Below are 15,092 nucleotides of genomic sequence, written 5' to 3' on the forward strand. Positions count from 1 at the left end.
CGTCCTTGAATCTTTGCGATATAAGTTGATTGTTTTTTAATCTACATTGTTAATGGGTGACTGTAAACATCTAGACGGCTAAACGTCTATTATAGTGATAAGTATTATAAATTACCATTCCTCTAACGTGAAAAAAACTCATGATCATTATGAGATAAATTACCTTGTTGTCAGTGTTGTTGTCCGTCACTGTGTTAATCAACCGACGTCATCTTAGCCATTATTTTTAGATGGATTTATGGTTGATAAGATATTGAATTAGAGGGATATAATAATGGTAATAGCATCAAATAAAATGACTACAGAAGCAAAAACAATGACTCATATACTTGGATATCCACGGGTTGGAAATCAGCGTGAATTAAAGTTTGCTCAAGAGCGTTATTGGCGTGGTGAGAGTGATCAAGCACAACTGAAACAGGTTGGAAGAGACTTACGTCATCGTCATTGGAATGATCAAATTAAAGCAGGACTTGATTATGTCGCTGTTGGGGATTTTGCTTGGTATGATCATGTGTTAGGAACCAGCATGCTGCTTGGCCATATTCCAACACGTCATCAAAAGGGGTTTCCTGACTTAGATACGTTGTTCAGTGTTGCGCGGGGTAAAGCACCAACAGGATGTACTTGTGCCGCAGCTGATATGACGAAATGGTTTAACACAAATTATCATTATATCGTGCCTGAATTTACCGCAGACGATAGTTTTAATGTCAGCTGGCAGCAGTTATTTGAAGAAGTCGCTGAGGCAAAAAAAGCAGGTCATAATGTCAAACCCATATTATTAGGGCCGGTCTCTTATTTATGGCTAGGAAAAGAAAAACAGCAGGGGTTTGATCGCTTAACATTATTGCCACGATTGTTGACAGCTTATCAGCAAATATTAACTAAATTAGCGGTATTAGGTGTCGAGTGGGTCCAGATTGATGAACCGGCACTCGCCCTTGAATTACCACAAGAGTGGGCCGCGAGTTTTAAATTGGCTTATCAAGTGTTACACGGTGGACCTAAATTATTACTGACTACGTATTTTGATGATATTAGTCACCAATTAGCCATAATTTCACAGCTTAATGTCGATGGTTTGCATATTGATTTATCGGCAGCCCCTGCACAATTAACAACTGTTGCTGAGGCTATCCCTGATCATTGGGTATTATCTGCTGGAGTGATCAATGGGCGTAACGTATGGCGCGCAGATCTGGCTGAATGGCTAACGTGTTTACAACCAATTAAACAACAATTAGGGGCTAATCTGTGGCTAGCGAGTTCATGTTCGTTATTGCATAGTCCTATAGATGTAGAGAGTGAAATAGAGCTTGATGCTGATGTTCGTCAATGGTTAGCATTTGCTAAACAAAAGTGTGGCGAAATAACACTGTTAGCACAGGCGCTTGATGGTGATTTGGCAGCGATTGCAGAATGTGTAACTTACAGTGCTAGCATAAAAGATCGTTTGAACAGTAAGCGAGTGAATAATCTACAAGTACAGCAACGGGCAGCAGCAATTAATCCCCAATTAGCTGAACGTGATCGCCCTTATTCTGAGCGGGCAATTCAGCAGCAACACGCATTGCAGTTGCCATTATTACCGACCACAACTATTGGTTCATTTCCACAAACAACAACGATTCGTAGTCAACGGCGTGATTTTAAAGCAGGGCGGATCAGTGAATCTGATTATAACCAAGCATTAGAAGTACATATTCAAGATGCCATCACTCGTCAACATCGTTTGGGGCTTGATGTTCTTGTTCATGGTGAAGCGGAACGCAATGATATGGTGGAGTATTTTGCAGAGCAGCTAGAAGGCTTTGTTGTTACGCAATATGGATGGGTGCAAAGTTATGGCTCCCGTTGTGTAAAACCTGTGATTATTGTATCAGATATTTATCGCGCTCAACCAATAACGGTAGAATGGAGTCGATATGCGCAATCCTTAACATCTCAACTGGTTAAGGGGATGCTAACCGGTCCTGTGACGATATTAGGTTGGACGTTTGCGCGTGAAGATTTATCACGTGAAGCGATAGCAAATCAAATTGCTTTATCCTTACGGGATGAAGTGGCTGATTTACAGGCTGCTGGCATTAAAATCATTCAAATTGATGAGCCGGCAATAAGAGAAGGGTTACCGCTAAAACAAAGCCAATGGCAAGAGTATCTTGATTGGGCAGTAAAAGCGTTTAAGATCTCAGCTGCAGGCGCTGGCTCACAAACACAAATTCATACTCATATGTGTTATAGCGAATTTAACCAGATCATTGCATCTGTTGCTGCGTTAGATGCTGATGTAATTACAATTGAAACATCACGTTCAGATATGGACTTACTTAAGGCGTTTGAAGCGTTTGCTTACCCCAATCAAATTGGTCCTGGTGTGTATGATATTCATTCACCTAATATTCCAGAAGTTGATACGATAACAGCGTTAATTGATAAAGCTGCGGCATTAATTCCGATTGAACGCTTATGGATCAATCCTGATTGTGGCTTAAAAACGCGGAATTGGACGGAAACTGAAGCTGCTCTAACGAATATGGTGACTGCTGCACATATTCTGCGTAAAAAGTATTACAAGGTCAGTGCTGCATAATCTGTGAATAATAAAAAGCTGCTTACACACATTTATTTGTTATCAAAAGTGTGTAAACAGCTCTTATTTTTGGTTGTAGGCGATTATTTTGCTGGTGTTGCTGCCATATCACGAGCAAATGTTAACGTATGCTTAGCATTTGTCATTGTCATTGTATCGCCTGAAACGCTAACTTTATTCCAATCAGACATCGATTGTGTAAATGTTTGCTCAACTTTCATTTCACTATCTGGGCATAACATCATTGTCATTCCCATTTTTTCAATACGGAATTGTCCTTCCTTTACTTCAGCCTGACCAAAGTAACGATTACAGCCTGCATGTCCATTCGCTGCAAGATCAGTGGCTAACTCTAATGTTGGTACTGGTTGAGAAAGCACTTGATTATCAATTTTCACTAACGACCAGCTACCGTTAGCAAGTTCAGAAGCAGTTATTGATTGTGGTGTTTTCGAAGTAAGACCTGTTGTTGAACATGCAGCTAACATCATCGGGAGTACCATTGCTGCTAATAGACGCTTTTTCATTATAGTTATTCCTGAACAGTAATATTAATAAATGAGCAAAAGTGCAAACACAAAATGTTGAAGTTTGCTTGACAACATAAATGTCATTTCTTTTTAATGCATGCGCGTTAACGTTCATGCTGATTATGGGAATATTGAATAAAAACTGAGGTTAATTCAATACTTGCTCTTTACGATTATACCTATTTATTGCGTAATCTCGCGGATTTATTTGTTACTAAAGGTATATTTGTGACATGTTTAATGATAATAACAAAACTGTTGTTAAGTTAATGAGAGGATCATTGCACTTAATTGTCAGCGTAAGAAAAGGGCAAGTAAGTACTTGCCCTTTTAATATTTTGACTATGAGTGATTATACCGTTTTTGATTCGATGGCTTTTTCAATCATGTGTAAATGCACATCTTGCTGTGGGAATGGAATTGAAATACCTTCGCGATCAAAGCGCATTTTCACTTCTCTCGTGATGTCCCAATAAACATCCCAATAATCGTCAGTCTTAACCCAAGGGCGAACAATAAAATCAACTGAAGATGTATTTAATGTGTGTAGCTTGATAGTTGGCTCTGGGCTACGTAAAACAGAAGGGTGAGATTCAACAATTTCTTGTAAAACACGTTCTGTTTTTTCGATATCATCGCTATAACCGATACCAAAAATCATATCGATACGGCGCACTTTTTCATGTGTTACGTTCTTAATAATATCACCCCAAATTTTACTATTGGGTACGATAATAATTTCATTACTGAATGTTTTGATCGTTGTATTTACTAGGCTCATGTGGCTTACTTTGCCAGTAATACTTCCCGCTTCAACTAGATCACCGACATCAAACGGACGGTAGATCAGCAGCATCATGCCTGAAGCAAAATTAGACAATGTATCTTGTAATGCAAAACCAACAATAATACCCGCAACACCAAAACCGGTTAAAATTGGGGCAAGGTTTAAACCTACTTGTGATAGTGCAATTAAGATACCAATCGCAAATACAATTTTACCTGACATTGAAATAAAGAATTCTTGCATAAGCATCGACATTTTTAAGTTCTTTGTCGATACGGCGCGTGTCACCATTTTACGAACAATATTCTTTAATGTTTTGAATGCAAAAATAATAAATATAAAGATAATCACTTTAAAGATCATCTGTGGTAAATTTTCAAAAAGCCATGAACTAAAGTCAGTTGTCCATGATGTTACAATTGACCACATAACTTTACTATTTAGTAAATCATCAGTTACATTACCCGTTTTTTCAAAGAGTAAACGCTTATATTCAGCAGTGTCTAATCCCATGCTATCAGCAAGCTTAACTAAATCTGTTAAGTTTTTTGTATCACTATCGACTTGGCGTTGAGATAAAATTTGGGTGATTTGTAATGCTTTTAACTCATCGCCCGTTGCTGACTTTATTTGTTTATTGTTTAACTCTAGTGCTTGGCTACCAAAAGTCAGAGATGCTGACATAAAGTCAAGACGGTGCTCAACATTCTTTTTAAGTGCTTTAACTGAGTTAGGTTGTGGTTTACCTAAACGTTTCATCCATTGGTAATTTTCCCATTCATCATTAAGAACGAGAATGATAAAATCACGACTTTCAGTAAGGGCTTTTAAAGCAACTAATTTGTCGGTATCTTTTGCTTTATCAAGCTCTTTTTGATCACGTTCAACTTTAGTTTGTAAAAATTTTTCAGCCTCAGCCGCAAACTTTATTTGTTGTTCTACTTGTTTAATTAGTAGTTTTTTGTCTGCTTGCTTATCGTCAATTAAATCAGTTAATGTTTGTCTTAATTCTTTGTTCTTATTGAGCAATTGTAAGCGAACTACATCAAGTGATGAGCCAGTTGTTGATGTTGCTTCTTTTGCTAATGTGTTTAGTTCAAGGTTAAGTTTCTGAAGTTGTTGATATTCAAGATTAATTTCTTGATGAGGTGTCGATTGTGGTTTTGTGTCGGCAAAACTCAGCGTAGAAACGAAGATAAGCATTAATACCAGTAAGCGCATATTGCGGTAAACTCCTGCTGGTGATATGGAAACATGATGTTACCAATTTCTATGCTATTGGTAACAAGCTATTTATTGTCATTAGACAAATGTTTGTAATTATAGCTAAATCGACGCTTACGGCTATATATATTCAATGTTATGTAGAAAAAATGACACTAGACAGATATCTTATTTATTCATTGGTAGATTTAGGGGATTATTTATGGGAGGTCTGATTGGCACAAAAAATGACATTATTTGAAATCCCATGTCCAATTGGGTATCCAAGGTTCTTGTATCAATACGATAACACTATTATTTTGTGAATAAGAGGGTATTAATTGTTGTAAGTGTGTGTAATGAGATCTATCGACAATAAGAATATTACAATCACTATTAATAATTTCGTTGATGAATAATGTTGGATCTATCTCTTTTATTAATTGATACGTATTAATATTAAGATGATTGAAATGGCTTGAAAATGAACTTGTTACAGCAGAATTATTAATCAATAGGCCCACTGATCTTATTGGAATATTGGTTGATGTTAATACATTTATCCATGATGTTACTTGTGTTATTGGTAATTTATAGCACATTCTTACACCTTAATAATATACAGCACCCGTGAGCGATTGCTCTGTATAGATAAGATTAGCTTATAAAAATTAACGCACTGTCATTATAAGGTTAATTTTACATTTAAGTGATAACAGTAAGCCTGTGCTACGTATTATTATGCTTGAGGTGTACGTTCATTTAGATTATCACGTACAATTTGACTATTTTCTTGTGCGTAAAAACGGACTTGAAATTGTGTATCTGCAGTTAAAAATTCTACTTTATGCCAATATTGCGGTGGACTAATTGCTGTATCACCGGCATGGATAATGATTTCTTGCTCAATATCACCACGCTGATCTTTAAAACCGTAAAATTTCAATTGACCTTGTAATACACAAATTTTGCCATAAACATTAGCACGAGTGTTATGAAGGTGAAGAAACATCTTTGGAATATTTTCAGGTGTAAAAATAGGAGTGGATTTATAATTTACATAATCATTTGGAATTGTTGACATGGGAATCCCCTTTGTGAAATGGTCTTGTTAAAACATACAAATAAAATACATCTTTTTAATGGGTGTTGCAAATGGTTATTTTTTATTGAAATAAGATATTGTTATTTAATGATTTTGTTAAAATAAAAAAGCCCCTTCATAGAGAAGAGGCAAGTTGTACCATCGCTATTATTATTTGTTGTATACCGCTTAACCAAAATCACCGTTTACATAACCGCGAGTCCGATCATCTGTTGGGTTGTTAAAGATATTTTGGGTTGCATCATGTTCAACTAATTCGCCCATTAAGAAGAATGCGGTACGATCTGATATACGGCGTGCTTGTTGCATTGAGTGGGTAACAATGACGATAGTAAATTCTTTTTTAAGTGTCTCCATTAAATCTTCAATTTTTTTGGTTGCGATAGGATCAAGTGCAGATGTTGGTTCATCCATTAAGATCACTTCAGGTTTCATTGCAATAGTACGTGCAATACAGAGACGTTGCTGTTGACCACCAGAAAGACCAAAAGCATGAGATTTCAAACGATCTTTTACTTCATCCCATAATGCTGCACCACGGAGTGATTGCTCTACGATAGTGTCTAACGTTTTTTTATCTTTGATCCCTTGAGCACGTAAACCATAAGCAACATTTTCATAGATACTCATTGGAAAGGGATTGGGTTTTTGAAATACCATACCGACTTTAATGCGTAATTGAGCGACGTCGATGTTGCCATAGACATTTTCATTATCAATAGTAAGTAAGCCTTTAATTGTTACACCTTCAATCAAGTCATTCATACGATTTAAGCAGCGAAGTAACGTTGATTTCCCACAACCAGATGGACCAATAAGTGCCGTTACTTGGCGGTTAGGAATTGGTAAATTAATTTTCTTTAATGCTTGGTTTTGACCATAAAAAAGGTCTAAATTTTCAATGTTAAATTTGTTCATATGTATCCCCAAAATTTAGTAAGTCGCAATATTAAAACGGCTAGCGATAAGCTTGGTTATTAGGTTAATTACAAGAACAACAATGATCAGTACCGTAGCCGTACCATATGCTTGGTTCCATTCATGTACGGTGTAGAGTTCTTGCGTTAGTTTATACAGGTGAACAGTAAGCGTTCGTCCTGAGTCAAATACACTCTCAGGAATATGCGCTACCATACCTGCGGTCATAAATACCGGTGCTGATTCACCAATAACACGACCAACGCTGAGGATAATAGCGGTCACAATTCCAGGCATTGCACTAGGAAGAATGAGTCGCCAGATAGTATAAATCTTAGATGCCCCTAAGCCATATGAACCTTCACGGTAGGTTTGTGGTACTGCCATTAACGCTTCTTCAGTGGTACGAATAATTACTGGAAGAATCAAAATACTTAACGTTAGTGCGCCTGATAGGATTGAATAACCAAAGCCGAGAATAACTACAAAAAAGGTCATACCGAAAAGGCCATAGATAATCGAAGGAATGCCAGCTAAAGATTCAGTACAAAAACGGATCACTTTAACTAAACGGCTGCCTATTTTGGCATATTCAGTAAGGTAAATAGCGGTCATTATTCCTAATGGTGCTGCAACTGCAATTGAGGCAAATACCATATAGATCGTTGAGACAATCATTGGCCAAATACCAGATTCTTTACCAATGGTGGTGTAATTTGAACTAATAAAAGACCAATCAACATGGGAAAGACCGTTGCTGAGAATGTACCACATAACCCATAATAAAAAGCCAACGGTAACACCAGCAGATAACCAAATAATTGTAAGAGATAGGCGATCTTTTAATTTTTGTGCTGCTGGATTTGAATTTTCTAATCGGCTTGTTTGAGTTGATAAAGTATGACTATGATTCATTGTGAATTACCTCGCCCGTTCACGGTTTAGATAAAGAAGCGCACCGTTTAGGGTCATAATAAAGACTAACAACACAATACCTGTTGCATACAATGCACTGGCGTGAATACCGGTTGCGTAAGACATTTCAATAGCAATATTTGCTGTTAGTGTTCGAGCAGATTCAAGTAAGCCCTCAGGCATCGCTGGAGAGTTACCCATAACCATGATGATCGCCATCGTTTCCCCAAGTGCGCGTGCGACACCTAAAATAACGCCAGTCATGATGCCTGAGCGTGCCGCGGGAACGATAAGTTTGAAAATAGTAAACATGGGTGATGCCCCTAGCGCCAAAGAACCTTCTTTATAAGTACGCGGGACTGCACGAATAGAGGTTTCAGAAATTGTAATTACTGTAGGTAGAATCATGACGGCAAGCACAATGATTCCAGCTAATATGGTATTACCTGCGGGGACATTAAATATTTCTTGAATCAGCGGAACAATAATAACCAGTCCAAAAAAGCCATAAACAACAGATGGAATTCCTGCTAATAGTTCAATCATCGGGCGAATAAAACTGGCTAGTGGTCTGGGTGCTACTTCTGCAATAAAGATGGCTGTTAATACACCAATAGGAACACCTATCATTACCGCACCTGCTGTTGAAACCAGTGAGGCAACAATCATTGGAGCAATACCATAGAGTGCGGGAGGCAACCAATCAGTGCCTAATACAATGCCTGTAACACCTGAATGGGCAAAAGCGGCATAGCCTTCACGGAAAATAAAGTAGCCAATAGTAACGAGTGATAAGATGCCGATTGCGGCACTGAGCATAAAGAGATATTTAAAGAACATTTCACGCCAGTCAATACGTTTTTTTGACTTTAGCCGTGGAATAGCTTTTGTTGATTTTTCAATATTTGCGATGGTCATATAATCTACACTCCAGAAAGGATACCAATGAGTAGCCTATTTCTGAGAAGTCAAAAACGCTCAACTCTAATAAGTCGAGCGTTAAAATAAAAATTAATTAATTGATTGAGATGAAACCTTTATCGGCAACAATTTTCTGTGCGATGGGTGATTGGACCCATGTTAGAAATTTCAATGCTTCTGCTGAGGGACGTCCGTCTTTATAAACCACAATAAATGGACGTTGAACGCTATAATCACCCGCTTTAATTGCAGCGATTGATGGTTTATGACCGTCAATTGTTAGTGGTTTAACGGTATTATCAACTGAGCCGAGTGAAATATAGCCGATAGCAAAAGGGTTGTTAGCTACGGTTGTTTTTAATTGACCATTACCGCTAGCAACTTGTGCTTTTTGGGAAATAGCAGAGACCTTAATATCATTAATTTTTTTTGTTAGTGACATAATGTCTTCAAATGCCCCTCGAGTACCTGAGGCGGTATCACGAGTAGCGACAACGATGGGTTTATCTTCACCACCGACTTGGTTCCAATTGGTTACATTACCTTTGTAGATTTCAGCAATTTGTTCTTTAGTTAAATCGGTGACAGGGTTGTTGTTGTTAACTACAACGGCAATGCCATCACGAGCAATCACAACTTCTTTTATTTGGGGAGATTCTTCAGTTGTTTTTAAACCACGAGATGACATTCCTAAATCAGCTGAACCATCATGAGCAACACGGATACCAGCTGATGATCCAGGACCTTGAACTTCTACCTTGGTATCGTTAGATTTTGCATATGTTTCGCCCAATACTTCCATGAGTGGAGAAACAGAGCTAGAACCTACAACAGAGATAGTCTCGCCAGCAAACGCTGTAGAACTAACAGCAAATGAACTTGCAACAACAATTGCGCCGATAATCTTTGTTTTCATTTTCCTAATCCTTTCTTGTTGGGCAAAACGCCAATAGGTTTGAATGAACACGACAAAGAGTAGAAAAGTTATATGACAATAATGTTTCAGAAGTTTGAACACTCTATGAATGTTGTAATAAAACACAGAGAATTATGTAGCCAAATATTCGATTGTTGTATGTTATTGCGAATGAATAGAAAGAATCAGGATTCAGTAAATAACGAGATAACATATACTATCAATTAGAAGTAATCTTACGATAACAGCAAGATTAACGTATCTTAGTTATCATGATTTTTTATTAGAAATAAAGGTTGTAGATGTTAAAAAAAGCCCAGCAGATGATTGTTTTTAACGCACTAACAAAACAGCAAAGCTTTACTAAAGCAGCACAATTACTTGATATCTCTCGTACTCAAGTGAGTAAATTGATTCAACAGCTTGAATTACGACTTGGCGTGCAATTGGTGCAACGCACAACCCGATCTTTTGCATTAACAGAAGCGGGACGTTTATTTGCGAAACACTGTGAAAAAGTAGTGGAAGAGATAAATGAAGCTGAAAGTGAGCTGTTAGGGAGTGAAGATAATTCTCAAGGTCTGTTACGTGTGGGGATTGCACAATCTTTTGCTTCTAATCATGTTGCCCCTTATATCAATGAGTTCCATGCTCAGCATCCATTAATTAATTTAGAATTAAGTTTGTTTGATCATCGGGTTGATTTAATCGCAGAACAGCTCGATCTTTGGATCGGATTTATGGACTCACCACCCGAAGGTTTTGTGGCTCGTCATTTGAGTAATTGTGATTTTGTGCTGGTGGCAAGTCCTGAATATTTAGCAACGCATGGTGTGCCTTATCAACCAAGTGACCTAACAGAACATAATTGTATTATTTATTTTAGTCGTGAACGCAAAGATAACGTCTGGAGTTTTAGTCAACAAAATAAAAATCAGGATATTAAAGTTACAGGTAATTATCGAGTTGACTCTGCAGACGCTGTTCGTGATGCGACGATTGCGGGAAATGGTATTGGCTATTTAGCGACATACTTATTAACTGATGAGATCCGTCAAGGTAAGTTAATTAGGCTGATGCCCGATTGGCAACTAACTCAACATATGCCGCTCTATGCGGTTTACCCAAGACATAAATTTTTACCTAACAAAGTAAATCTATTTATCGAGTTTATTCGTCGTCATATAGATATTGGTAATATTACGTGTAAATGGTAATGATGTAAAAAACAGCGATCTTACGCAAACGGTTGGCTTAAAAGCGGGGATAAATGTTTCAAATTGTAATTATTGGGGGTAATAGTATCCCTCAGGGGAACTAATACGACGAAATTCGTTTGCTTAGACTGAAAATAATGCAATTTAGCGGTGATTTGTTAGATTTCTGTTATTTGCAGTAACAATTTGATCCTTGTCACACTTTTTTTTATGAATACACTCTTTCCGCAATCGTTTACTACACCAAACATTGGGGAATAACTTTGCATTATCTCATCGGCATACTCGGTATATTTATAATTTTCATGGTAGGTTTTTTATTTTCTGAAAATCGATCTGCAGTGAACTGGCGGAGTGTACTTGGTGCTTTTTGTATTCAGGTTGTATTTGCCGCTTTTATTCTTTATGTACCTGTTGGCCGTGTGGTACTAAATAGTGTATCTGGTGCAGTATCTGGCGTTATTGAATATGGCCACGAAGGAACATCTTTCTTATTTGGGCAGTTAGCTCAATTTAAACTAGGCTTTATTTTTGCGGTTAATGTCTTACCTTCTATTGTCTTCTTTTCAGCATTAATTTCCGTATTATATTACGTGGGCATCATGAAATGGGTGATCCGCGGCATTGGTGGTTTATTACAGCGTATACTCGGCACGACACGTACTGAATCTATGTCTGCAACAGCAAATATTTTTGTTGGTTCTGTAGAAGCACCATTGGTTGTTCGTCCATTCCTAGCTCGAATGACACGTTCTGAATTATTTGCAGTAATGGTTGGCGGTTTAGCTTCTGTTGCTGGTGGTACTATGGTCGGTTATGCCGGACTTGGAGTACAACTAAAATATCTTATCGCTGCAAGTTTTATGTCTGCTCCTGCTGGATTAATGATGGCAAAATTGATCGTGCCACAAACTGAAGGCGTACACAGCATGGAAGAAGAAGATGACGGTGAAGAAGATGAACCTGTTAACTTAGTCGATGCGGCTTCTCGTGGTGCTTTAAGTGGCTTACAAATTGCGATGGCCGTTGGCGCAAGTCTATTAGCGGTTATTAGTTTAATTGCAATGGTAAATGGTGGGTTAGAACATATTGGCCATTGGATTGGTATCAACGATCTTAGCTTAAATCTGATTTTTGGTTACTTGTTTGCGCCTGTTGCTTGGTTAATTGGTGTGCCTTGGTCGGAAGCAACCACTGCTGCGAGTCTTATTGGTACAAAGATCGCTGTTAATGAGTTCATTGCATTTGCTGAGTTAATGAAACCTGAAACGTTAGCTAAATTAAGTGAGCACTCACAAGCAATTGTCACTTTTGCTTTGTGTGGCTTTGCAAACTTAACTTCTATTGCAATGCTGATGGGCGGATTAGGCGGTATTGTTCCTAAACGTCGTCCGGAAATAGCACGCTTAGGCATGAAAGCTATTTTTGCTGCAACCTTAGCTAATTTAATGAGTGCAACATTAGCGGGTTTATTTCTTCCTCTTTAAGAGTAATATATTCAAGTACACGATTAAAATAAACAGAGAGCCTAGCTCTCTGTTTTTGCATCTAGAAAAAAGCATCAATAAAATAATTGGGAGAATAATCAATGAAATCTGATAGCGATAAGCTCATTGCTAAGCACGAACAACTCATTCATAGTGAGGGCTTAACGGTGTATTCTCATACTCAACGAGATGATGGTGAATGGATACAGCACTCATTGATGATTGATGGTTATAATGTACCTTTTAAATTTAAACGAAAATCAAAATATAAAAGTCTAACTGGTGCAAAAGTAAATATGACTTATTATGTTGATACAATCGTTGTTGCTGGCTTAGAATTTGAGATAATGAAAGTTGTTCGGATTAAGCGTTATTAATATTAACAAGGAAAAAGAATGAATTGGTATTTTTTAGTTCTTAGTAAATATGCTCAATTTCAAGGGCGTTCACGCAGAAAAGAATTTTGGTTTTTTACCTTAATTAACGCATTTATAAGCATGGCATGTAGCCTTGTTGATACGACATTGCAATTACCGACAGTAATGGAAGGGTATGGTGTATTAGCGGCGTTATATGCAGCTTTTGCCTTTATTCCGACAGTGGCTGTTACTGTTCGTCGTTTACATGATCAAGATCGTACTGGTTGGTGGGCATTAATTATGCTAATTCCGATTGTTGGTATTTTAGTTCTGCTTTATTTTATGGTGCAAAACAGTACCGACGGCAGCAACCGCTTTGGTAATAATCCTAAACAGAATGATAATTCAACATTAAGTGTTTAAATCTATTGATATCTTGATTAAATACATTGAACCCAGTCTTCGGATTGGGTTTTTTTATGGAATGGAAACAGAAATAGAATCATTCATTCCATTCCTGAACAATGTGCTTTAGTATGATGCTATTAGCTGACCATACTGTTTTGACCGAAACAGCGATTATATTCTGACCGAATATCGCTAATAAACTGAGTTTCATCGTTTAGGAGTACGATAATGACACAATACCATCAATATGAACCCCCCTTATCATCGATACCGCAGAGGTCTTTTTTTAATGTGGTATACACTGTAATGGCCTTTTTTTCTGCCTCTTATTTTAGTTTCCGATTTAGTAACGGTTCTTTGTAACCGCACTTGTTATTGATTAAAAATCACAGGTTATAACTCATGTATCTGATTATAGATATATGAATTGCTATATCTAACAATAAGAAAAGAGAAAAATATGAATACTAAATTATTAGGAAGTTCGCTGATTATTGCAGGCACAGCGTTAGGTGCAGGCATGCTTGCTATACCGATGGTATTGGCACAGTTTGGTTTGTTATCTGGTTCTTTATTAATGCTACTAATATGGAGTGGTACAACTTACGCTGCTTTATTATTATTAGAAGCGAGCATTAAAGTCGGTGGTGGTTTAGGCATGAACACCATTGCACGAAAAACATTAGGCAAAGGCGGTCAATTAGTTACTAATGGATTGCTATATGCCTTATTAGTTTGTTTATTAATGGCTTACATTATTGGTGCTGGTGATTTACTACAAAAAATGACGACTGGTTTTGGTTTTGAACTATCAATGTTACAAAGTCAGATCCTCTTTACGGTGCTTGCTGGTTTCATTGTCGCAGCAGGAACTGGAGTCGTTGATAAGCTAAATCGTGTTCTATTTCTAATTATGGTTGCCGTATTAGTTATTACTTTATGTGCATTAATACCCGGAATGAGTTTTAATCACCTTTTTGAAGCGAGTAATAATAGCAATATTGATTTAATTAAAACCAGTGCGGTATTGTTCACCAGTTTTGGGTTCTTTCCCGTTATTCCTTCATTAGTGTCATACAATGATAAAGCGAGTCATAAGCAACTAAGAAATATGGTGCTATTAGGCTCATTGATCCCATTAGGTTGTTATTTACTTTGGCTATATGCCGTTGTCGGTAGTTTATCAGCAGAACAATTGGTTAAATTTGATAATGTTTCTGTATTGATTGACGCATTGAGCACTCGATTCTCTGGTATACATATTATTTTGTCAGTATTTACTGGCTTAGCATTATTAACGTCATTTTTAGGCGTAGCTATGTCACTGTTTGATCAGAATGTTGATTTATTTAGACAAAATCGTGCTGTAACCTACATTTTGACGTTTATTTTACCGTTACTCGGGGCAATTTTTGCCGCAAATCAATTTTTATCGGTGCTAAATTACGCTGGATTAATTCTGGTTTTTATTGCTGTTTTTATACCAATGTTAATGATTCACAATATTCGAAAAACGTCGCAGGTAGAGCAAAGTACTGATTATCAAGTTGGAGGTGGTTCATTGGCAATGTTGATGAGTTTACTTTTTGGTTGTTTCTTAATTGGCGCTCAATTGATTTAGTGAGTTAAGACTGACATGAAACGCTCATGATGTTACAAGTGAGCGTTTTTTGATCTTTAAAACAAAGAATTGAATATATTAGGAAGGAGTAGGGTAACAGATTGACCGA

At 37.3% G+C, this 15,092-nt stretch carries 13 protein-coding genes; 6 read left to right on the forward strand and 7 right to left on the reverse strand.

Annotated elements, in window-relative coordinates; translation table 11 throughout:
• Window positions 1–295: 295 nt before the first annotated feature.
• Window positions 296–2,596 (forward strand): 5-methyltetrahydropteroyltriglutamate--homocysteine S-methyltransferase, encoded by a 2,301-nt coding sequence (metE, locus tag OC457_RS05395; protein ID WP_080175852.1) that lies wholly within the window; start codon window positions 296–298, stop codon window positions 2,594–2,596.
• Window positions 2,597–2,679: 83 nt separating this feature from the next.
• On the opposite strand, the gene OC457_RS05400 is transcribed toward metE, so the two are convergent.
• The 7 genes from OC457_RS05400 to OC457_RS05430 form a co-directional block, all read right to left on the reverse strand.
• Window positions 2,680–3,123 (reverse strand): META domain-containing protein, encoded by a 444-nt coding sequence (locus OC457_RS05400; RefSeq protein ID WP_080175827.1) that lies wholly within the window; start codon window positions 3,121–3,123, stop codon window positions 2,680–2,682.
• A gap of 355 nt (window positions 3,124–3,478) precedes the next feature.
• Window positions 3,479–5,134, reverse strand: coding sequence for a mechanosensitive ion channel family protein (locus tag OC457_RS05405; RefSeq protein ID WP_080175826.1), 1,656 nt, complete (start codon window positions 5,132–5,134; stop codon window positions 3,479–3,481).
• Window positions 5,135–5,855: 721 nt separating this feature from the next.
• The gene (locus OC457_RS05410; protein ID WP_080175824.1) at window positions 5,856–6,200 is read right to left on the reverse strand and encodes a DUF1971 domain-containing protein; all 345 of its coding nucleotides are present in this window, start codon (window positions 6,198–6,200) and stop codon (window positions 5,856–5,858) included.
• 189 nt (window positions 6,201–6,389) lie between these two features.
• Complete coding sequence (pstB, locus tag OC457_RS05415) at window positions 6,390–7,139, reverse strand: phosphate ABC transporter ATP-binding protein PstB (protein WP_080175823.1); 750 nt, start codon at window positions 7,137–7,139, stop codon at window positions 6,390–6,392.
• Window positions 7,140–7,154: 15 nt separating this feature from the next.
• The gene (gene pstA / locus OC457_RS05420; RefSeq protein ID WP_080175822.1) at window positions 7,155–8,054 is read right to left on the reverse strand and encodes a phosphate ABC transporter permease PstA; all 900 of its coding nucleotides are present in this window, start codon (window positions 8,052–8,054) and stop codon (window positions 7,155–7,157) included.
• 6 nt (window positions 8,055–8,060) lie between these two features.
• Entirely contained in the window at window positions 8,061–8,972 is a 912-nt protein-coding gene (pstC, locus tag OC457_RS05425) for a phosphate ABC transporter permease subunit PstC (protein WP_080175821.1), read from the reverse strand.
• 97 nt (window positions 8,973–9,069) lie between these two features.
• Entirely contained in the window at window positions 9,070–9,891 is an 822-nt protein-coding gene (locus OC457_RS05430) for a phosphate ABC transporter substrate-binding protein (RefSeq protein ID WP_080175820.1), read from the reverse strand.
• A 302-nt stretch (window positions 9,892–10,193) separates the two neighbouring features.
• Between OC457_RS05430 and OC457_RS05435 the strand changes: the two genes are divergently transcribed.
• From OC457_RS05435 to OC457_RS05455, 5 genes are all read left to right on the forward strand, one after another.
• Window positions 10,194–11,108, forward strand: a complete 915-nt coding sequence (locus OC457_RS05435; protein ID WP_080175819.1) for a LysR family transcriptional regulator — start codon at window positions 10,194–10,196, stop codon at window positions 11,106–11,108.
• A 305-nt stretch (window positions 11,109–11,413) separates the two neighbouring features.
• Window positions 11,414–12,595, forward strand: coding sequence for a NupC/NupG family nucleoside CNT transporter (locus OC457_RS05440; RefSeq protein WP_390948686.1), 1,182 nt, complete (start codon window positions 11,414–11,416; stop codon window positions 12,593–12,595).
• A 101-nt stretch (window positions 12,596–12,696) separates the two neighbouring features.
• Window positions 12,697–12,972 (forward strand): hypothetical protein, encoded by a 276-nt coding sequence (locus OC457_RS05445; protein ID WP_080175817.1) that lies wholly within the window; start codon window positions 12,697–12,699, stop codon window positions 12,970–12,972.
• Window positions 12,973–12,990: 18 nt separating this feature from the next.
• Complete coding sequence (locus OC457_RS05450; protein ID WP_080175816.1) at window positions 12,991–13,377, forward strand: DUF805 domain-containing protein; 387 nt, start codon at window positions 12,991–12,993, stop codon at window positions 13,375–13,377.
• A gap of 445 nt (window positions 13,378–13,822) precedes the next feature.
• On the forward strand, window positions 13,823–14,983 hold the full coding sequence (locus OC457_RS05455) for an amino acid permease (protein WP_080175815.1): 1,161 nt from the start codon (window positions 13,823–13,825) through the stop codon (window positions 14,981–14,983).
• Window positions 14,984–15,092: the final 109 nt, after the last annotated feature.

Origin of the sequence: Photobacterium toruni (genome assembly GCF_024529955.1) — a bacterium.
GTDB classification, from domain to species: domain Bacteria; phylum Pseudomonadota; class Gammaproteobacteria; order Enterobacterales; family Vibrionaceae; genus Photobacterium; species Photobacterium toruni.